This window comes from Humibacillus xanthopallidus (assembly GCF_006716675.1).
Lineage (GTDB): Bacteria > Actinomycetota > Actinomycetes > Actinomycetales > Dermatophilaceae > Humibacillus > Humibacillus xanthopallidus_B.
Genome location: NZ_VFPM01000001.1, coordinates 704,542 through 723,504, shown reverse-complemented (window position 1 = coordinate 723,504; position 18,963 = coordinate 704,542). Strand labels below are relative to the sequence as shown.

Genomic DNA, 18,963 nt, shown 5'->3' with positions numbered 1-18,963 from the left:
ACCACCATGCCCGTCACCGGCCCCGACTTCATCTCGCTCCAGGCGCGAGACCTCGCCGCCTCTCAGGCGTTCTACGAGCAGTACCTCGGTCTGGTCCGGTCGCAGGCCGGACCGCCCCACGCCGTCGTCTTCGACACGGAGCCGATCGCTTTCGCGCTCCGCGACCTCGTGCCCGGAACAGACCTCGCATCCGTTGTCCAGCCCGGCATCGGCGCCGCGATCTGGCTCCACGCCACCGACGTCCAGGACATTCACGACGCTCTGGTCGCCGACGGTCACACCATCGTCTCCGCGCCGATCGACGGCCCTTTCGGTCGCACCTTCACCTTCGCCGATCCGGACGGCTACCAGGTCACGCTCCACGACCGCGCCTGACCGACGCTGCTTTGCGGAGCGGGACCGTTGGCATCTACCGTGGTCGATTGCACCCGGATGGCACCTTGGCGAACGTCGAGTGCTGGCAGGGATCGGCTCAAGCGGCCCAATTCGCCGATCTACCTGCGGAAACGTGTGTGGTGCCCCCGGCAAGATTCGAACTTGCGACACCCGCTTTAGGAGAGCGGTGCTCTATCCCCTGAGCTACGAGGGCGGGGCATGGCTGAAACTCTTGCTGGAACCTCGCTGCGAGGGGCGCTGTACCCCGCGCTGTTGCGAGGCCCTGCCGGGCCGGCCAACGGGGACAGGCTACTGGACCGGGGCGGCGGTCTCGCGCCTGGCTGCCGCTACCCACAGGTCACGCACCATCCGCTGCACGAGCGGACGTGTTCTCAGGGTCTGGTGTCGAGAGTGCGTTGTGTTTCGGCTACGAGCTGCGCCACACGGTCGATGACGGCCTCGAGCGATCCGTCATCGTGTCCAGCGCGGCGCATGGCGTCGTCGGCTCTGGCAGAGAAGTCGTGGCTGTCGAGGTCGAGCCGTGCCACGTCGACGACCAGGCCCTTCTCGTTGGTGGGCCACGAGCCGGCCACGGCATGCCAGGCGTGGGCGCACACCATCAGGGCAGTCGAGCAGCAGAGCATCACGTACGCGCTGTCGCCCTTGGGCAGCCCCTTGCGAGCTGCGTCCACAAGGAAACGGGCCTGCCACAGATTGTCGACGAGGGCGGTGCGCAAGGCGCGCGGGTATGGATCGAGGGTCGTGCGGAGGTCGGCGATGACGCCCTCCGGATCTGCGAGCGGGACGCACGTAGCGATTTCACCGGCGTAGCTGACGTCAAGAAAGCCCAGCGGATGGCCCGGTTGGGAGTGAAACGCATACTCACCGGCCACAGCTCGGTGGCACTGTTCGCGAACGCGAGCGAGGTCCCGCAGGATCCAGTCGACCGGGGTGCCGTCCACCGTGAGCCAACCCCCACCGTTCACCCACGGACCCCAACCGCCAGGGCCTGCCACCTCGACCCGGCCCGCGTCGCTGAAGGCCCCGGTTTCGCGCGTCAGTGCGTTGTGGTCCAAGTCCTCAGCCCGGTAGTAGAGCCCGAGGTCGACGTCCGAGCCGTCGTGATGGGTGCCTCGGGCTCGGCTACCGCCCAAGACGACCGCCTCGAGGCCGGGCACACGGACGAGGGCATCCGCCATGAGCTGGAGTCGTTCGTTCGTGATCACCGACGCAGTTTGATCCAGGCGCCGTCGATGGACAACGTCTGTGGGCCGTGGCCCTACGACGAATGACGTCGCTACGACCGCTCGGCGGCGGATGAGTGCGTCTCTGGTGTGTCTGCGCTGGCTACCAGCCTCGCGCCGTGGCGTGGGCCGACACCCTGAGCCGCGGCTCGGACTCTCGAACGGCCGTCTCGGCCGGGCCATGGCGGCCCGGGCCCGAGCAGCTCACCGGCTTCTTCCTCGTCACGTGCGACGACTACGACGCGCTGGTCGAGGCGGCAGGGGTGCTCGTCAACGTCCACCCCGTCGTCGAGATCCGTCCGGTCACCGAGTTCTGATGTCGCTCCGGACAGTTGCCCCTCGGACGAAGAAGCAGTCGGATGCATTGACTCTGCCGACGCCGCCGCATCATCCTGCGGGACTCGCTCCCTCCGGCTGGTTGGGTCGGGCTCAACGCGTTGGGACTGTCGTATGGATGCTCAGGCCCGGCAATCTGGCGAAGCTGCGCCAGCAGTCCGCCAGCCCGCGGCCCCATGATCCGAGGTGCCATGAGCCGAGGTGCCATCAGGGGCATGAGCGCGCAGCGTGGTGAGCGTTACGCCTCCTGCAGCACGACCCTTTCCATGACGCAGTCGAAGCCCAGCGCCGTGTACGTGTCGGTGGCCTCGGGCGACCCGCTCAGCACGAGAACGGTCTCGGCACCACGCGCCGCCTCTGCGCAAGCGACGTCGAAGGCCGCGTCGGCGTACCTGGTTCCTTGACTTGGCTGGAACGCCAACCCCATGCGAACCATCCCGGCGATCTTTGGGGTGCGTGATGCCATAGCGACCGGTTGGCCGCCGACTTCCCAGACCAGCAGGCCGCGATCGTCCAGCGGCTGGTCGATGACGAAGGCGACGTGGCTGCGGTCCTCAGGATGCTGCTCGTGGAACGCTGCGAACCAGGTCCGAAGGAGGGGGAGATCATCCACGTCGGCTAATCGGTGGTGGCCTTCGGGCCGAGGATGAGCCCGGATCCCGGTCTGTCCCAGCCGCAGAAGGCTCAGCCTGGACCGCGGTCGAAAGGTTCGTCCTCGCGTCGCGAACGCCTCCGTCACGGCACCGACATCTGTGGCGTCGACGCCAACAAGATCTGTGCCGGGCACCGCAGCTGGCAGCCCTGAGGCTGCGGACCGATGCAGGGGCGAGCAGAGGACGGGGTGGTCAGGTAAGAGAACGAAGGCGGCGGCGACGACATCGTCCTTCTCCCACCATCCGAAGCATGCATCGTCAGTGCCGCCCGGCAGGCGAGACCAGAAGTGCGCTTCGGTGAGCAAGGCGTTGTTGGCGACCACATCTTCGGCCAGGAAGTGAGCTGCTCGGTCGAGGAACCGATCGACTTCTCGCGTTGTCGTCCATGGCATACGCCACTGTCCCAGGCTCGAGGAGAGGCGGCGAGTTCCGCATCGCGTCGAGAAATCCTCGCCGGGGAGTGCCTGCGAGGTCAGACCGCGAACGTCCGACTCTCGGCATGACTGCCACCGCACACCGAGACGCCCGCCCCCGAGCACGAACGCCTCGCTGACCGCGCCACCCGAGTGCGCCTTTCAGCCGCCCAGCGCCAAGGTGGCCGGATCGGTGTTGGCTCCGCACACGACGACCGCAACGCGCTCGCCGTCGGCCGGCGCGTAACGACCCGAGGTCAGTGCCGCGTATGCCGCGGCCGCCCCGAACTCAGACGCGGTGCGGTACTCGCTCCACAGCCTCGCCCTAGCATCGATGATCTCCTCGTCGGTGACGAGGACCGACACCGGCGCCTCGGCCGCCTGAGCCGCAAACGCGAACTTGCCGATCCGGCGCGCCCCGAGCGAGTCCGCCGCCACGCCGGACACCGCCACATCGACCGGCTCACCGGCCGCCATCGCCGCGTTCAGGGTCGGGCAACTCTGAGGTTCCACCGCGACGATCCGAGCCCGCCCCAAGGCCGCGGCAGCGATCCCCGCGTAGAGGCCCCCACCGCCGACGGCGACGACGATCGTGTCGATGGACGGCTCGTCCGCCAGGATCTCCTCCCCGAGAGTGCCCGCCCCGGCCACGACGTCGAACTGGTCATAAGCGTGGGCGAAGACAGAGCCTCCCTCCTCCGCGAAGTCGACGGCGGCCTGGTAGGCCTCGGCGTACTCGGTGCCGGCGCGCCGCACCTCCGCGCCGTACGAACGGATGCGGGCCACCTTGACCTCGGGCGCCGACTCCGGCACGAAGACCGTGGCCCGGATGCCCAGCTCGCGCGCGACGAAGGCCTGCGCGAGTCCAGCGTTCCCGCCGGAGGCCACGACGATGCCGGCGTCGCCGATCTCGCCGGTCTCGAGCGCCGCGAGCTGCCGGTTGAAGGCGCCCCGGGTCTTGAACACGCCGCAGTGCTGGAGGAACTCGCACTTGAGCCACACGGCGTCGCGGTCGGACGGAGGCAACAACGGCGTCCGCCTCACGTGACCCTCGATGCGTCTAGCGGCGACCAACACGTCCTGCCTGGTGACTCTCACGGGCCAAGTATCGGGCCCAGGGCCCCGCACAAGGTGTCGGTCCGCGCACCGGCTGAGCCGACCGGACGGCATACGTTCTGTAGATCCATGGAATGATGTAACCACGCCACGCCCCGACCCCCGGTAGAAGACTTCGTGAACGCCACCCCACGCGCGCGCCCCACCGCGCACCCCGACCCCAACGCCGCCCCGGCACCGAGCCCGGCGGCATACGGCCCTCGCGACCACCCCATCGTCCTCGGCCTGCGGCAGAACCTCCCGCAGTTCGTCCTCCTCGTCGCGGTCAATGCCCTCGTCGGCGGCATGCTCGGCCAGGAGCGCACCGTGGTGCCGCTGCTCGGCAAGGAGGTCTTCGGCCTCTCGGGCTACACGGCGGGCCTCGCCTTCATCCTCGTCTTCGGCCTCGCCAAGGCGGCCACGAACTACCTCGCCGGCACGTGGATGGACCGCTTCGGCCGCAAGCCGGTGCTCGTCGCCGGGTGGGTCATCGCGCTGCCCGTGCCGCTGCTGCTCATCTGGGCGCCCTCGTGGGGGTGGGTCATCGCGGCCAACGTGCTGCTGGGTGTCAGCCAGGGCATGACGTGGTCGACGACGGTCGTCATGAAGATCGACCTCGTCGGCCCGGCCCGTCGCGGGCTCGCGATGGGCTTCAACGAGGCCGCCGGCTACGCCGCGGTCGCCGTCACGGCCCTCGCGACCGGCTACATCGCGCAGGCCCATGGCCTGCGCCCCGAGCCGTTCTTCCTCGGCATCGCGTATGCCGCCCTCGGCCTCGGCCTGTCGACCCTGGCTGTCCGGGAGACCCGCGAGCACGCCCGCCTTGAGGCGACCAGTCACGTCGCTCGGCCTGACGGCCGCCACGACCACCTGCACGGCGACCTCACCAACAGGCAGGTCTTCATCCAGACGAGCTTCCGCGAGCCCGCGCTGTCGGCAGCCAGCCAGGCCGGACTCGTCAACAACCTCAACGACGGCCTCGCGTGGGGCATCTTCCCGATCATCTTCGCCTCGGCCGGCCTGTCGGTGGCGAAGATCGGGATCCTCGCCGCCGTCTACCCGGCCGTCTGGGGGCTCGGGCAGCTCGTCACCGGCGGCCTCTCGGATCGCGTCGGGCGCAAGTGGATGATCGCCTCCGGCATGCTCCTCCAGGCCTTCGCGCTCGCCGTGATCGCCGCGGTCGACTCCTTCGCCGTCTGGGCCGCGGCCGCGGCCCTGCTCGGCGCGGGCACCGCCATGGTCTATCCGACCCTGCTCGCCGCGATCGGCGACGTCGCGCACCCCGCGTGGCGCGCCCGCGCCGTCGGCGCCTACCGGCTCTGGCGCGATGCCGGCTTCGCAGCCGGAGCCCTGCTGGCCGGTGTCGTCGCCGACGCGCTCGGGGTCCGCGCGGCCGTCTGGGTCGTCGCCGGTCTCACCGCGCTGTCCGGCCTGGTCGTCGCGGTGCGCATGTACGAGACGCTCCACCGGCCGGAGGCCGTCGTGTCAGGAGGAGACGCCGATGGGTGACCGCGCTGCCAAGGACGCTCTCTTCGGTGAGTTCGCCGCTGTCGGGAAGGTGCTCGGCAACCCCAAGCGCCTCGAGCTGCTGGACCTGCTCGCGCAGGGCCGCCGCAGCGTCGAGCAGCTGGCCACCGCCGCCGACGTCGGCATCAGCACGTGCTCGGCCCACCTCCAGACGCTGCGCGAGGCAGGCCTTCTCACGTCGCAGCGCGAGGGCAAGCGGATCTACTACTCCCTCAGCGGCGACGACGTCGCCGGGCTCTGGGAGCTCCTCCACCAGGTCGCCCAGCGCCACCGGCCGCAGACCGACGCGGCCCGCCGCGCCTACCTCGGCCCCGACGACACGACCGCGGTCGACACCGCGGAGCTGCTGCGCCGGCTCCGCGCCGGCACGGCCACGCTTCTCGACGTGCGACCCGCGCCGGAGTATGCCGCCGGCCACCTTCCGGGGGCCGTTCACATCCCCCTCGAGGAGCTTCCCCAGCGGCTGGCCGAGCTGCCGCCCGACCGAGAGGTCGTCGCCTACTGCCGCGGCCGTTACTGCGTGCTCGCCCACGACGCCGTGCGCCTGCTCACCGCGCACGGCCTGGACGCCCGCCGCGCTGCCGAGGGCGTGCTCGAGTGGCGGGTGGCCGGCATCCGGGTCGAGACGGGCGAGTCGCCGGACACCGTCATCCCGCCTCCCTAGACTCGAACCAGCCAGCCAGCGTTGTCGAGGAGGCAGTCGTGGCCCAGGTCGGAACGTTCGAGCAGGACCATCCGGGAGGCCTCGTCTGGATCCCCGAGGGCACGACGTTCGGCGTCGATGACATCGTCTTCTACCGCGGCAAGGGCGAGGTGCCCTTCGAGGACGTCGCCCCTCGCATCGACCTCATCCTCACCGGCCCGCACGCCACGGCCGCGATCCCGCGCGAGCTCGCGCCCTTCCTCGAGCCGGGACTCACCCAGCGCCAGCAGCACGACTTCTCCGACATGACGACGAGCGACCTCTGCAAGCGCTGGGTCGAGGTCGACGAGCACGCCGTCTACGTCGAGTTCCCGCACCACCGCATCCTCTTCGACCCCAACCGCGACTGGCCGGCGGACCCCGAGGCAGGGCTGCGCGCGTTCTTCGAGCGCCACGACGCGCAGGCCCGCGGCGAGAAGGTCTCGTTCAACGGCGTCGACTCGATCCGCCCGATCTCCTTCAGCGGCGTCCCGTTCCTCCGTCGCCCGGCGGATGACGCCGAGTGGGCTGCGCTCATGGCGGTCGTCACCGACCTCGGCAGCCGTGGCGCCCAGCGCTACGCCCAGGTGCGCGACGACGTCATCGCCCAGGTCTTCGCGGCCAAGTGCGCCCACCTGCACGCCCTCGACCTCGACACCGCCACAGTCGCCGACTTCAACAGCGCTCGCATGCTCCACGTCCAGTGCGTCCACGACACGATGAACGCCACGGTCGGCCCCGACGGCGCCGTCGACCACGACAAGCCGCGCGCCGACTGGCTGCCCCGCATCGTCTCCCTCGGCAACCGGGGCGACGAGCGCGGCGAGCCGCGACCGCCTGCGACGGGCGGGCTCCTGCCGCTCGTCGACGTGCCGATCATCGACGCGGCTCAGTTCCGCAGCCTCCAGCAGGCGCTCGCGTTCGCCTTCGAGGTGCCGCACGACGAGCTCGACGATGCCCTCGCGCTCAACTCGCCCTACCTGGGCGCCTTCGAGTGCCAGCAGATCGGGCGCCTGCTGCGAAGCCTCGAGCCGCAGGGCATCGTGCGACACCACAGCCAGGAGAAGGTCCTGTCCATCCGCACCGGCGCCTACCAGGCCGAGTTCCTCCGCGAGACCCTCATGGGGCGGACGAACGTCGACCACGTGCGCCGGCCCGGCACCGACTGGCCTGAGACCGACCACGAGCACCACGCCGATCTCACGCGGCGGCTCACGACGGCATACGACATCCTCCGGCGCTGGGACTACGACGTGCCCGCCACGAAGGCCTACGCGCCACCCCGCTTCCGCTGAGCCGAGCGGCCCCTCGGACAATCGAAAGAGCAGCTCGTCGCGGTGGAGCGCGCCTGAGCGGTCGCGCCGAGGGGCGACGAACTGCTCTTTCGATTGCGTGGAGTCGCCGGCTTCGAGTTGCTGGGCGATTTGTCCGGTTCTAGCGTCGCTAGGGCCAGGACACTCACACCGAAGAGGCACCTCATGCAGCGTTCCCGCTCCCTCGCCATGCTGGCGACCGCCACCCTCACGTGCACCATGGCGGCCGTCGCCATCCCGACAGCCAGCGCCACCACCATCCGCGCTGTCGCCACTGTCGCCGCCGCGCCCACCGCCGTCATCCCGGCCCCCGGCGCACCCGTCTCCCACGAGCAGAACCCCCGCGTGCCAGTGGGCGCGCTGTGGTCGGAGGAGTACTTCCCCTCCTCCGACGGCAGCGGCGTCGAGCTGCACGCCGACGTGCTCCGCCCGGCGGGGCTCCCCGCGGGCGCGAAGACGCCCGTCATCCTCTCCGTCGGCCCGTACTTCGCCCACCGCGGCCAGACGGGTGACGACGGCTTCACCGGCACCGGGCCCTCCGAGCGCTTCAACGACCTCATCGAGGGCGCGAACCTCATGGAGCGCGGCTACACCGTCGTCCTCGTCGACCTGCGCGGATTCGGCGGCTCGACCGGCTGCCTCGACTGGGTCGGCCCCGGCGAGCAGGCCGACGTCAAGGCGGCCGTCGAGTGGTCGGCGAGCCAGGCGTGGTCGACCGGCAAGGTCGGCCTCTACGGCAAGTCCTACGACGCCTCGACCGGTCTCGTCGGCGCCAACCTCGCACCGAAGGGCCTCGAGGCCGTCGTCGCGCAGGAGCCCGTGTGGGACATGTACAACTACCTCTTCAGCAACGGCGTCCGCCGCCCCAACTACCTCGGCACCCCACGGGCCTACAACGGCATCGCGAACCTCAAGGGCATGGCCGACGACTCCGAGCGCTACAAGCAGAACGCGGCCTACGAGGTCGCGCACCCCGAATGCCTCGCCAACAACCTCACCGACACCCAGAACCCCGACCCCGACTCGGCCTACTGGAAGGCACGCAACCTCGCCGAGCAGGCGAAGGGCTCGGATGTCCCGCTCTTCGTCACCCAGGGCTTCATCGAGCCCAACACGAAGCCCGAGGACATCGAGCAGTACCTCGACAACCACACCGGTCCCGAGCGGGGCTGGCTCGGGCAGTGGGAGCACGTGCGCGGCAACGAGACCGGGGCCGACGGCGTGCTGCGGATGGGCCGCGAGGGCTGGTTCGCCGAGGTGATGCGCTTCTACGACGCGCACCTTCTCGGCGTCACGCCGAGAGTCACCGACCCGGCATACGTCATCGAGGACAGCACGGGCACCTGGCGGGCGCAGGACACGTGGCCGGCCGCGCGGCGCTCGACGAGCGTCCGTCTCCAGCCGGGCAGCTACGTCGACGACGCGGGGCGCCCCGTCGCCGGGGTGGCCGCGGCCGACGCGGGCACCTACGACATGGAGCGTGCCCCCGGTATGCCGTCCGGCCCGACTGAGCGGGCCAAGGGCCCCAAGTCGCGCACGACCGACGACGGCAACGCGTACTACTCGTGGTCGAAGCCGGTCGTCAACGACGTGCGCGTCACCGGCACGCCGCGGGTCTCCCTCGACACGAGCGGCACGGGCAACGTGCTCGTCCGTCTCTGGGACGTCGCGCCCGACGGCACGGCGGTGATGTTCGACGAGCAGATGTCGCTCGTGCGCGGTGGCGTCGTCGCCTTCGACCTCAAGTCGACCGACTGGACCCTGCGCAAGGGGCACCAGCTCGTCGTCGGGGTCGGCACGAACACGACCCGCTCGTGGTCGGCGTCGCCGTCGGGCCAGGCGATCACCGTGTCGCAGGCCTCGCTCGCGCTCGACCTGCAGAGCCCGCGGACCGACGTGCCGACGCAGGGGGCCCGCTCGCCCTACCTCGACAGCTACCTGCGGGCCTACACGACGACGTGGGAGGCGACCGCCCCCGGCACCTTCCCGCTCACGGTGGCGCAGGGCTGAGGTCTCGGCCGAGCTCGAGGCTTCTTCCTTGCCCCCGTCAGGCAATCGAAAGAGCAGTTCGTCGCTCCTCGAGCGCGCCCGCGCGGTCGCGCAGAGGGGCGACGAACTGCTCTTTCGATTGCGGGGAGGGGCATCCGCGTCGTTCCGGCTGTCGGTGCCGGGGCGGCGCCCTCCTATTCGTTAGCCTGCAGGGATGACGGACGCCCCCCGGCACGACCCTGCCCTCCCGGCTGCGTCGACCTCGGGCGACCCGCGGGCCGACCGTGTCGCCGCGGCGGTCACGGCGTGGCGGCGCACGCTCGTCGACCTCGGAGGCCGCAACACGCTGCTCTGGTATCGCGACCTCCCCTCCGGCACGCTCGACCTCACGACCGCCCACCCCGGCGGCGTCGCCAAGCTGCTCGCGGGCCACGGCACGCGCCTGACCGAGCTCGTCCGCGAGCCGATGGCGCTCGAGGAGGCCCGGCGCCGCGCCCGCGCGATCCGTGCCAAGGCCCTCGAGCTCAAGGAGGAGCGCGGCATCGCGGCCGGCTTCCTCGCCATCGGCATGGCGACGTGGTCGGTGCCGCGGGCGGCCCGTCCGCCGGCAGCGCCGGTGCTGCTGCGGTCCTGCGTGCTGCGCGCCGTCGGAGCCGCCCAGGACGACTTCGAGATCGACCTCGGCCCCGAGGTCGAGTTCAACCCCGTGCTGCGCGAGTACCTCCGCTCCGAGCAGGGCATCGAGATCGACGGCGACGCGCTCGCCGACCTCGCCGACGTCGGCAACACCTTCGACCCCTACCCGGCGTATGCCGCCCTCGGACACGAGTGCGCCCGCGTGCCCGACTTCTCGATCGCCCCGCGCCTCGTGCTCGGCACCTTCTCCTACGCCAAACTACCCATGGTGGCCGACCTTGCGCTGCAAGGGGATTCGCTCGCAGACCACGACGTCGTCGCCGCACTCGCGGGCGACGAGCAGGCGCTCGCCGCCGTCCGGCTGCGCCTGCCGGATCCCGACCCCGACCCGGACCCGGAGCACGAGCACCTCGTGCTCGACGCCGACTCGTCGCAGCAGGCGGTCATCGAGGCCGTACGCGCCGGGGCCCATCTCGTCGTCAAGGGCCCTCCCGGCACGGGCAAGTCGCAGACCATCGCCAACCTCATCGCGACGCTGGCGGCCGAGGGCAAGTCGGTGCTCTTCGTCGCCGAGAAGCGCGCGGCCATCGACGCCGTGCTCACCCGGCTCGACCGGCTCGGGCTCGGCGACCTCGTGCTCGACGCCTACGACGGCCCGACGAACAAGCGGGCGACGGCCCAGCAGTTCTCGAAGGCCCTCGACGGCGCGCTCGCGCACGACCCGAGCGTGGCTGACGACGCCGTCGCCACGCTGCGCGAGCGACGCGCCCGCCTCCAGCGGCACGTCGAAGCCCTGCACAAGACGCGCGAGCCGTGGGGCGTCAGCGCCCACCAAGTGCAGCAGGCCCTCGTCGAGCTCGGCAGCCGACGGCCCGCGCCGCTGTCGCACGTGCGCCTGACGAGTGCCGACCTCGCGAAGCTGAGCCGCACCCGCATCACCGAGCTCGCCCGGCGACTGCGCGACGCCGTCGGCCTGGGCGCCTGGACCCGCGACGACGACGACCCGTGGTTCGGCGCGCGCATCCTCACGCAGGACGACGCCCTGCGCGCCCTCGACATCACGAGCCGGCGCAGCAGCGGGGGGCTCGACGCGCTCGGCGACCAGCTCAACCAGATCCTCGCCGAGTCGCGGGTGCCCGGCGCGAACTCCGTCGACGACTGGTCGTCCGCCTTCCACACGATGTCGATGGTCAGGCAGACGCTCGAGGTCTTCCGGCCCGAGGTCTTCGACACCCCGCTCGACGACTTCATCGCGGCGACCGGGTCGCGCGACTGGCGCCAGACCCGCAACATCGACATGGGCTGGCTCGACCGGTGGCGCGTCCGCCGGCAGACGAAGCGGCTGCTCCGACCGGGCCGCCCGCCGGCCAACCTCCACGCGGAGCTCGTCGCGGCGAGCGAGCAGCGGCAGAGCTGGTTCGCCCTCGTCGGCGGTGGAGGCCGACCGGAGATCTCCCCGCGGCTCGACGAGGGCCTCGCCGTCCTCTCCGGGCTCGAGGAGGACCTCGCGTGGCTCGACACCCGGCTGCGGCCCGGCCGCGACGGGCTGCGGCTCGCCGCCCTGCCGCTCGGCGACCTGCGCACCCGGCTCGCCGACCTCGCCAGCCGGCCGGAGCGCATCGCGGTCCTGCCGCAGGTGACGGCGGTCCTCGACGAGCTGCGTGGCGTCGGCCTCGGTGAGCTCGTCGAGGACCTCGCCCGGCGGGGCATCGGCACCGACCAGGTGATCGCGGAGGTCGACCACGTGTGGTGGGCGTCGCTGGCCAAGGAGATCACCGTGCGCGACCCGGCATACGGCGCCCACGACGGCGCGGGGCTGCGGCGTGACGTCGAGGAGTTCGCGGCCGCCGACCGCGCCCACCTCGAGGCGACGGTCGAGCGCGTGCGGGCGGCCGTCGCACGCAACGTGCGCGAGGTGCTCGCCGACAACCCGGCCCAGGAGGCGCTCGTGCGCGCCGAGGGTGGGAAGGCGCGGCGGCACAAGGCTCTTCGCGATCTCATGCCGCAGGCGTCATCCGCCCTCACCGCGATCAAGCCCTGCTGGGCGATGAGCCCCCTCGTCGTCGCGTCGACCCTGCCACCGGGCAAGTGGTTCGACGTCGTCGTCTTCGACGAGGCGTCGCAGGTGCAGCCGGCCCAGGCCATCTCGGCGATCTCACGCGCGCGGCAGGTCGTCGTCGCGGGTGACGAGCGGCAGCTGCCTCCGACGAACTTCTTCACCGTCGTGTCCGACGACCAGAGCGCGAGCGCGACGCCCGCCGACGACGTGCTCACCGAGGGATTCGAGTCGGTGCTCGACGTGCTGGCCGCCGCGCTGCCGACGCGTGACCTCACGTGGCACTACCGCAGCCGCGACGAGCGGCTCATCGCCTTCGCCAACACGCAGATGTACGACGGGCGGCTCACGACCTTCCCCGGCACCGCGATCGACTCCGCAGTCGTCTTCGAGCCGGTCGACGGGCAGGCCGTGGTCCAGGCCGGGGTCGACACCATCGAGACGACCGACGGCGAGGTGGCGCGGGTCGTCGAGCTGGTGCTCGAGCACGCGCGCACCCGCCCGCACGAGTCGCTCGGAGTCATCGCCCTCGGCATCACGCACGCCGACCGGCTCGACGAAGCCGTCACGAACGCCTTGCGCGGCGCGCCCGAGCTGGCGTCCTTCTTCGCCGACGACCGCGACGAGCGCTTCTTCGTCAAGAACCTCGAGCGGGTGCAGGGCGACGAGCGCGACGCGATCATCCTCTCGATCGGCTATGGCAAGACGCCTCACGGTCGGGTCCTGCACCGCTTCGGACCGCTCAACATCGAGGGTGGCGAGCGCCGTCTCAACGTCGCCATCACGCGTGCCCGCTCCCGCATGACGGTCGTGTCGGCGCTGCGCGCGTCCGACCTCGACCCCGCGCGGCTCAAGGCCCGCGGCGCGATCATGCTGCGCGACTTCCTCGCCTACGCCGAGGCCGGGGGTGGGCGTGGCGACGAGGACACCCTCTTCGCCAACGCGCCGATGACGACCGATCCGCTGCGCAGCGACCTCGCCGCCCGCCTGCGGCGCGAGGGGCTTACGGTGCACGAGGACTTCGGCACCGCGACCCACCGCATCGACCTCGTCGTCGAGGACCCCTACCACCGTGGGCGTGGGCTGCTCGCCGTCGAGACCGATGGGCCGCGGTATGCCGCCCTGCACAGCACGCGCGACCGTGACCGCCTGCGCCCCGAGCAGCTGCGCCGGCTCGGCTGGCTGCACGAGCGTGCGTGGACGACCGACCTCTTCCGCGACCCGGCCCGCGAGATCGCTCGCATCGTCACGATCGTCAAGGCGATCCAGCCGCCGCCGAGGGAGAGCGGCTCCGGCTCCGGCCCCGACCGGACCGGCGACGGCGCAGGCCAGGTCGACGTGTCAGCCGACTCGACCGGAGCCGCCGCAGAGGAGGAGCCCCCCGACGGCACGGCAGGAGACGGCCCGGCAACAGGTGCGGGAGCCGCAGCCGACGCCACGTCGCCCAAGGGCAAGGCCCCCGGCAAGTCGGCCGGCGCCGCGTCGAAGCGCAAGCGGCGGCGGGTCTTCCGCAAGGGCACCGGTGCCGCGGCAGGGCCGGCCGCCGACGGAGACGGGGCTGCCGGCGGCGCCGCTGCCGAGCCGGGCACGGGTCTGGGCCGCAGCAGCGACGAGCTCGACCTCGGCTGGGGCGAGCGGCCCGCCGGGTCCGGGGTCGGCGACACCTGGCTGCAGGAGCAGCGCCCTCCGCACTACGAGTGACCCGACCTCACGCCGATTCGAGGTGATGATGGCACCGACCTCAGTGCCGGGATCACCTCGAATCGGGGGAGGGCGTCGATGGGGTGGCGGCGGAATGAGCGTGGTCGTGCGTGCGTTGACGGGCGCATGAACACGATGACGCCCTTCACCCTGCGGCTCTCGATCGCCCAGGGTCTCTTCGAGCGCGGTGACTTCCGCGAGGCCGCGCTCGCGCTGGCCGACCTCGTCGAGGAGATCGAGGGCGGCACGTCCGAGAGCGCAACGGCCGTCGCCGAGGACGGAGTGCTCCACGGCACCGACGACCTGCGGCTGCTGCTGGCACGCGCGTACTTCCACTCGGCGCAGCTCGGCCGCGCAGAGGCGACGTTGAACCGCATCACCGCGGAGTCGCCGACCGACGGCTACGCCCACCTGCTCCTCGGCCGCACGCTCCAGCGCGCCGGCCGTCACGACGAGGCCGCGCGCCCGCTCGCCCTCGCCGAGATCCTCGGTGACTTTGAGCGTCCGCAGGCGTATGCGGCGCCCGCCCGGCAGCCCACCGACTGACGGTCCGCCCCGGCCCCCTTGGGAAATCGAAAGAGCAGTTCGTCGCGCTGTGGAGCGTGCCCGCGCGGTTGCGTGGGGCGGCGACGAACTGCTCTTTCGATTCGATTGCGGCACGACGAAGGGCGGGAGCCGGGTGGCTCCCGCCCTTCGTCGTGTGCTGGTCAGCGAGCGCGCAGCGAGTCGCGGATCTCCGTGAGGAGCAGCACCTCGGGCGACGGAGCGTCAGGCTCCGGCTCGCGGCGCTGGGCGAGCCGCTCGAGCAGCTTGTTCATCGGCAGGACGACGATGAAGTAGATCGCCGCAGCGACGACGATGAAGTTGAAGAGAGCGGCCAGGATGAGGCCGAGCGAGAACTCGGCGCCGTTGATGGTGAAGTTCGCGACCTGCGTCAGGTCGGGCTTGCCGAAGATCGCGGCGATGATGGGGTTGATGAGCCCGTTGACGATCGCGGTGACGATCGCGGTGAAGGCTGTGCCGAGGACGACGGCGACCGCGAGGTCGACGACGTTGCCTCGCATGACGAATTCCTTGAAACCCTTGAGCATGAAGGTGATCCCTTTCTCTGCGCCCCCGAGGGGGTCTCTGGCGACCGCGGCGCGGTGCGGTGAGGTGACCTCTGCCCGGCAGCGCCGCCGGCACGGTCGTCGTGGTCGATCGTGCGATGGCTGCGGCCGACCTGTGCCCCTGCCACCGTGCGTGCCGAGCCTACTGTGACGGACCGGTCAGTGGCCGGACGGCGACGACGAGTCCCTGCCCGCCGTCGAGGCCGCTGAGGCTGCGTGCCACCGCGGACGCCTCGGCCGCGTCGAGGGCGACGGTCAGCTGCGGTGAGGTGCCTCCCCCGAGCAGAGCCGCAGACTCCGTGGGTCGGCGGACCGCGAGCACGACGACGTCCGTCGCCGCGGCCTCGCCGGCCGCTGTCGTGTAGAGGTCGACCCTCGCGCCCGGTCGCGTCGCGTCACCGACGTCGAGCACCGGCACCGACATCGCCACCGAGCCCGGAGGCTGCCCCGCGAGCAGGGCGGCCCCGACGAGCCGCTCCGCGGTCAGGACATCGCGCGACGACACCACCGTTGCAGTCGTGCGACCGATGACGTCGGCGTATGCCGTGAGGCCGGTCTCGGGGACCGTGCCCTCCGGGCGCGCGACCACCTCGACGTCGTCGCGGGTGACGACGGCTCCTGCAGCGAGGTCGCGCACGGCCACGACGACCTCGCGCCCACCGGTCTGGGTCGCTCGCGGGGCCACGGCCGACACGGCGACGGCGGAGGCTGCAGCCGCGAGCAGTGCCGCGGCCCACCGCCGCCAGCGAGCCCGCCGGGCCAGGCGCTGCCGGGCGCTGAGCGACCGGCGACGCGGTGCGGGGGAGGGGCCGGTGCCCGTCGCCGCGCCCATCAGGGTGTCGGCACTCCGTTGCCCGCTCCGCATCGCACGGCCCCGCACGCGTCGTGCGAACCCCACGTGTCGACCCTGCCGATCAGGGCAGGGCGATCGGCAGCTCGAGGCCGTCGAGGGCGCGGCGGCACGGGCAGGTCGCCTCGGCGTCGTCCTCGTGGGCGGGGAGCTGGCCGATCGCGTCGCGCAGCAGCGCCTTGAGGTGCTCGACGTTGTCGGCGAAGACGCGCAGCACCTCCTCATGGGTCACTGCCTCACCGCCCTCGACCCCGGCGTCGAGGTCGGTGACCATGGCGATCGTCGTGAAGCAGAGGGCGAGCTCGCGGGCAACGGCCGCCTCGGGCATCGTCGTCATGCCGACGATGCTCCAGCCCATCTGCTGGTGCATGAGCGACTCGGCCCGCGAGGAGAAGCGCGGCCCGTTGACGACGACGAGCGTGCCGTCGCCGACGACCTCGAGGGGCGAGAGCCGCGCGGCATCGACGGCGACCTGGCGGCCGTTGGGGCAGTAGGGCTCGGCGAAGGACACGTGCACGACCGGCCCCTCGGCCTCGTAGACCGTCTGCGCCCGACCCCACGTGCGGTCGACGACCTGGTCGGGGACGACGATCGTGCCCGGGCCGTACTCCGGTCGCAGCGACCCGACCGCGCACGGCGAGAGGACCTGCCGCACGCCGAGCGCACGCAGCGCCCAGAGGTTGGCGCGGTAGTTGACCCGGTGCGGCGCGAAGCGGTGGTCGCTGCCGTGGCGCGCGATGAAGGCGACCATGCGCCCCTCGACCTCGCCCACGACGAGCGGGTCGCTCGGTGGGCCGAAGGGGGTCTCGACCTCGACGGTCTCGTAGGTCTCGAGGAAGTCGTAGAGCCCGGACCCGCCGATCACGCCGATCTCGGCGCGCGCCCCGAGCGGGACGGCCGGCGTCGGCGAGGTGGATCCGGAGGTGTCGGGGTCGGCGATCGTCGTCATGCGGGAAGCCTAGGACGCGAGCGGTGCCCGGCGAGAGGCATACGACCGGGTTGGGGACAACGCCCCTCGACGGTCAGGAGGGTGTGGACGACGAGCTGCCGGCGGGCTTGGACGGCGAGGACGCGGCCGGCTTCGGGGCCGTGCTGGAGCCGGAGTCGGAGGTGCTCGCGGCGGCCCCGCCGGAGCCCGACGTCTCGGACGACCCGGAAGACCCCGACGACTCGCCCGACCCGCCGGACGCAGCCGCGGCAGGCTTGCCCGCGCCGCCCGAGCCCGAGGCGCGCGAGTCGGTCTTGTAGAAGCCCGAGCCCTTGAAGGCGATGCCGACCGGGTGGATCACCTTGCGCAGCGTCGTCTCCCCGCACGCCGGGCACACCGTCAGGGAGTCGTCGGTGAACGACTGGCGGATGTCGAAGGCGTGGCCGCAGGCCGTGCACGCGTAGGAGTAGGTGGGCATGGGTGAACCTCGAGCTCGAAAGGTGGGGGGATGGAACCGCCCGTCAGTCTACGACCAGCCGGGCTAGGGCCAGCCGGCGAGGCGCCCGTCACGGCTGACGTCGCGGATGCGCCGCTCGGTGGCCGAGCGCACCGCCGACGTCGTGACGACGAGCAGCCGGTCACCGTGGCGGATCGTCGTGTGCGGCTCGGGCACGAAGCCCTCGCCGCGCCGCACGATGAGCGTGACGTTGGCGCCCTTGGGCAGGCGCAGCTCGAAGACGGCCACCCCGTGCAGGCGCGAGTCGTCGCCGACGGAGACCTGGAGCACGTCGGCACCGATCTCGATGAGGGTCGTGCTCTCGAGGTCGACGTCGACAGAGTGCACCTGCTCCGTGAGGCCGAGCCGCCTCGCCACCCACGGCAGCGTCGGCGCCTGGACGATGGTGAAGACGACGACGAGCACGAAGACGAGGTCGAAGATCCACTCCGTGTCGGGTGTGCCCTCGGTGAGGGGCACGGTCGCGAGCACGACGGGCACGGCGCCCCGCAGGCCCGCCCACGACAGGAAGGCCTGGTCGCGCCACGACATCCGGAACCATGACACGGACGCGAACACCGACAGCGGTCGTGCGACGAGCAGCAGCACGAGGCCGATGATGACGGCGGGGACGAGCTGGGTGGCGAGGACGGTCGGGTCGGCGAGCAGGCCGAGCAGCACGAAGAGGCCGATCTGCGCGAGCCACCCGAGAGCGCTGCCGAAGCTCTGGAACGACGTGCGGTTGGGCAGCCCCATGTTGGCGAGCACGAGGGCGCAGAGGTATGTCGCGAGGAAGCCCGACACGTGGAGCGAGGCGCCGACGGCATACGCGAGGACCGTCAGCGAGATGACGCCGATGGAGAAGAGGGCCGACGACCCACCGGCGACCCGACGCAGCAGCTGGCCACCGAGCACTCCCACCCCGATGCCGACGGCGGCTCCGCCGGCGAGCTCGAGCGCGGCGAACAGGATGAGCTGCCACCACGAGAGCGAGTCGCCGCCGGGCACGCCCTGCGCGGAGAACGCGACGACGAGGATGACGACCGGAGCGTCGTTGAAGCCGGACTCGGCCTCGAGCATGCCCGACAGGCGCTTCGGCAGCGGCACGTTGCGCAGCACGGAGAAGACCGCGGCCGCGTCGGTCGAGCTGACGATGGCGCCGACGAGCAGCGAGATCGTCCAGCTGAGCGGCAGGAGCGTGTGGACGGCGACCGCGACGACGAGGACCGACACCACGACGCCGACGGTCGAGAGCAGCGCAGCTGGCGCGACGGAGTCCTTGATGTTGCCCCACGACGTCGTGAGGCCACCTTCGGCGAGGATGAGGACGAGGGCGGCATACCCCAGCACGCGCGTCACCGACGCGTTGTCGAACTGGATGCCGAGCCCGGCGTTGCCGAGGGCCAGGCCGATGGCGAGGTAGATGAGCAGCGACGGCAGACCGGAGCGCACCGAGAGGCGCACGGCGGCCACGGCGACGAGCAGGACGATCGAGCCGATGAGGAGCACGCGTGTCAGGTCGTCGAGATCCATTCCCGACGACGTGATGGACGCGAGCGA

The 18,963-nt window shown here is 71.6% G+C and carries 16 protein-coding genes and 1 tRNA gene; 8 read left to right on the top strand and 9 right to left on the bottom strand.

What is annotated here, in order from left to right:
- Positions 1–6 precede the first annotated feature (6 nt).
- Positions 7–375: a VOC family protein gene (locus FBY41_RS03025; RefSeq protein ID WP_141841923.1), complete on the top strand. Its 369-nt coding sequence runs from the start codon at positions 7–9 to the stop codon at positions 373–375.
- A gap of 138 nt (positions 376–513) precedes the next feature.
- Here the strand turns inward: FBY41_RS03025 and FBY41_RS03020 are convergent.
- Positions 514–589 (bottom strand) — tRNA-Arg (locus tag FBY41_RS03020).
- A gap of 178 nt (positions 590–767) precedes the next feature.
- Positions 768–1,601, bottom strand: coding sequence for a nucleotidyltransferase domain-containing protein (locus FBY41_RS03015; protein ID WP_141841922.1), 834 nt, complete (start codon positions 1,599–1,601; stop codon positions 768–770).
- A gap of 137 nt (positions 1,602–1,738) precedes the next feature.
- Here FBY41_RS03015 and FBY41_RS03010 point away from each other — a divergent pair, with 137 nt between their 5' ends.
- Positions 1,739–1,936 (top strand): hypothetical protein, encoded by a 198-nt coding sequence (locus FBY41_RS03010; protein ID WP_141841921.1) that lies wholly within the window; start codon positions 1,739–1,741, stop codon positions 1,934–1,936.
- Positions 1,937–2,193: 257 nt separating this feature from the next.
- Here FBY41_RS03010 and FBY41_RS03005 read toward each other — a convergent pair whose 3' ends face one another.
- Both FBY41_RS03005 and FBY41_RS03000 read right to left on the bottom strand, forming a co-directional pair.
- Entirely contained in the window at positions 2,194–3,000 is an 807-nt protein-coding gene (locus FBY41_RS03005) for a hypothetical protein (RefSeq protein WP_141841920.1), read from the bottom strand.
- A gap of 183 nt (positions 3,001–3,183) precedes the next feature.
- Positions 3,184–4,119 (bottom strand): threonine/serine dehydratase, encoded by a 936-nt coding sequence (locus FBY41_RS03000; protein WP_260439526.1) that lies wholly within the window; start codon positions 4,117–4,119, stop codon positions 3,184–3,186.
- 231 nt (positions 4,120–4,350) lie between these two features.
- Between FBY41_RS03000 and FBY41_RS02995 the strand changes: the two genes are divergently transcribed.
- From FBY41_RS02995 to FBY41_RS02970, 6 genes are all read left to right on the top strand, one after another.
- Positions 4,351–5,625 (top strand): MFS transporter, encoded by a 1,275-nt coding sequence (locus tag FBY41_RS02995; RefSeq protein ID WP_141843050.1) that lies wholly within the window; start codon positions 4,351–4,353, stop codon positions 5,623–5,625.
- Positions 5,618–6,307 carry an ArsR/SmtB family transcription factor gene (locus FBY41_RS02990; protein ID WP_141841918.1) on the top strand — a complete coding sequence of 230 codons (690 nt, stop codon included), beginning with the start codon at positions 5,618–5,620 and terminating at the stop codon, positions 6,305–6,307. Before FBY41_RS02995 ends, FBY41_RS02990 begins: the two co-directional genes overlap by 8 nt.
- Positions 6,308–6,345: 38 nt before the next feature.
- Positions 6,346–7,620 carry an N-formylglutamate amidohydrolase gene (locus FBY41_RS02985; RefSeq protein WP_141841917.1) on the top strand — a complete coding sequence of 425 codons (1,275 nt, stop codon included), beginning with the start codon at positions 6,346–6,348 and terminating at the stop codon, positions 7,618–7,620.
- Positions 7,621–7,803: 183 nt separating this feature from the next.
- On the top strand, positions 7,804–9,648 hold the full coding sequence (locus FBY41_RS02980) for a CocE/NonD family hydrolase (protein WP_141841916.1): 1,845 nt from the start codon (positions 7,804–7,806) through the stop codon (positions 9,646–9,648).
- A gap of 193 nt (positions 9,649–9,841) precedes the next feature.
- Positions 9,842–14,020, top strand: coding sequence for an AAA domain-containing protein (locus FBY41_RS02975; RefSeq protein ID WP_141841915.1), 4,179 nt, complete (start codon positions 9,842–9,844; stop codon positions 14,018–14,020).
- A 126-nt stretch (positions 14,021–14,146) separates the two neighbouring features.
- A complete protein-coding gene (locus FBY41_RS02970) occupies positions 14,147–14,566 on the top strand; it encodes a tetratricopeptide repeat protein (RefSeq protein WP_141841914.1) in 420 nt (139 codons plus the stop codon).
- A gap of 161 nt (positions 14,567–14,727) precedes the next feature.
- Here the strand turns inward: FBY41_RS02970 and mscL are convergent, their stop codons facing one another.
- From mscL to FBY41_RS02945, 5 genes are all read right to left on the bottom strand, one after another.
- A complete protein-coding gene (gene mscL / locus FBY41_RS02965) occupies positions 14,728–15,111 on the bottom strand; it encodes a large conductance mechanosensitive channel protein MscL (protein ID WP_141841913.1) in 384 nt (127 codons plus the stop codon).
- 160 nt (positions 15,112–15,271) lie between these two features.
- Positions 15,272–16,027, bottom strand: a complete 756-nt coding sequence (locus FBY41_RS02960; protein ID WP_141841912.1) for an SAF domain-containing protein — start codon at positions 16,025–16,027, stop codon at positions 15,272–15,274.
- A 16-nt stretch (positions 16,028–16,043) separates the two neighbouring features.
- Positions 16,044–16,928: an S-methyl-5'-thioadenosine phosphorylase gene (locus tag FBY41_RS02955; RefSeq protein WP_141841911.1), complete on the bottom strand. Its 885-nt coding sequence runs from the start codon at positions 16,926–16,928 to the stop codon at positions 16,044–16,046.
- A 73-nt stretch (positions 16,929–17,001) separates the two neighbouring features.
- A complete protein-coding gene (locus FBY41_RS02950; protein WP_141841910.1) occupies positions 17,002–17,385 on the bottom strand; it encodes an FmdB family zinc ribbon protein in 384 nt (127 codons plus the stop codon).
- A gap of 63 nt (positions 17,386–17,448) precedes the next feature.
- The gene (locus FBY41_RS02945) at positions 17,449–18,936 is read right to left on the bottom strand and encodes a potassium/proton antiporter (RefSeq protein ID WP_141843048.1); all 1,488 of its coding nucleotides are present in this window, start codon (positions 18,934–18,936) and stop codon (positions 17,449–17,451) included.
- Positions 18,937–18,963 lie beyond the last annotated feature (27 nt).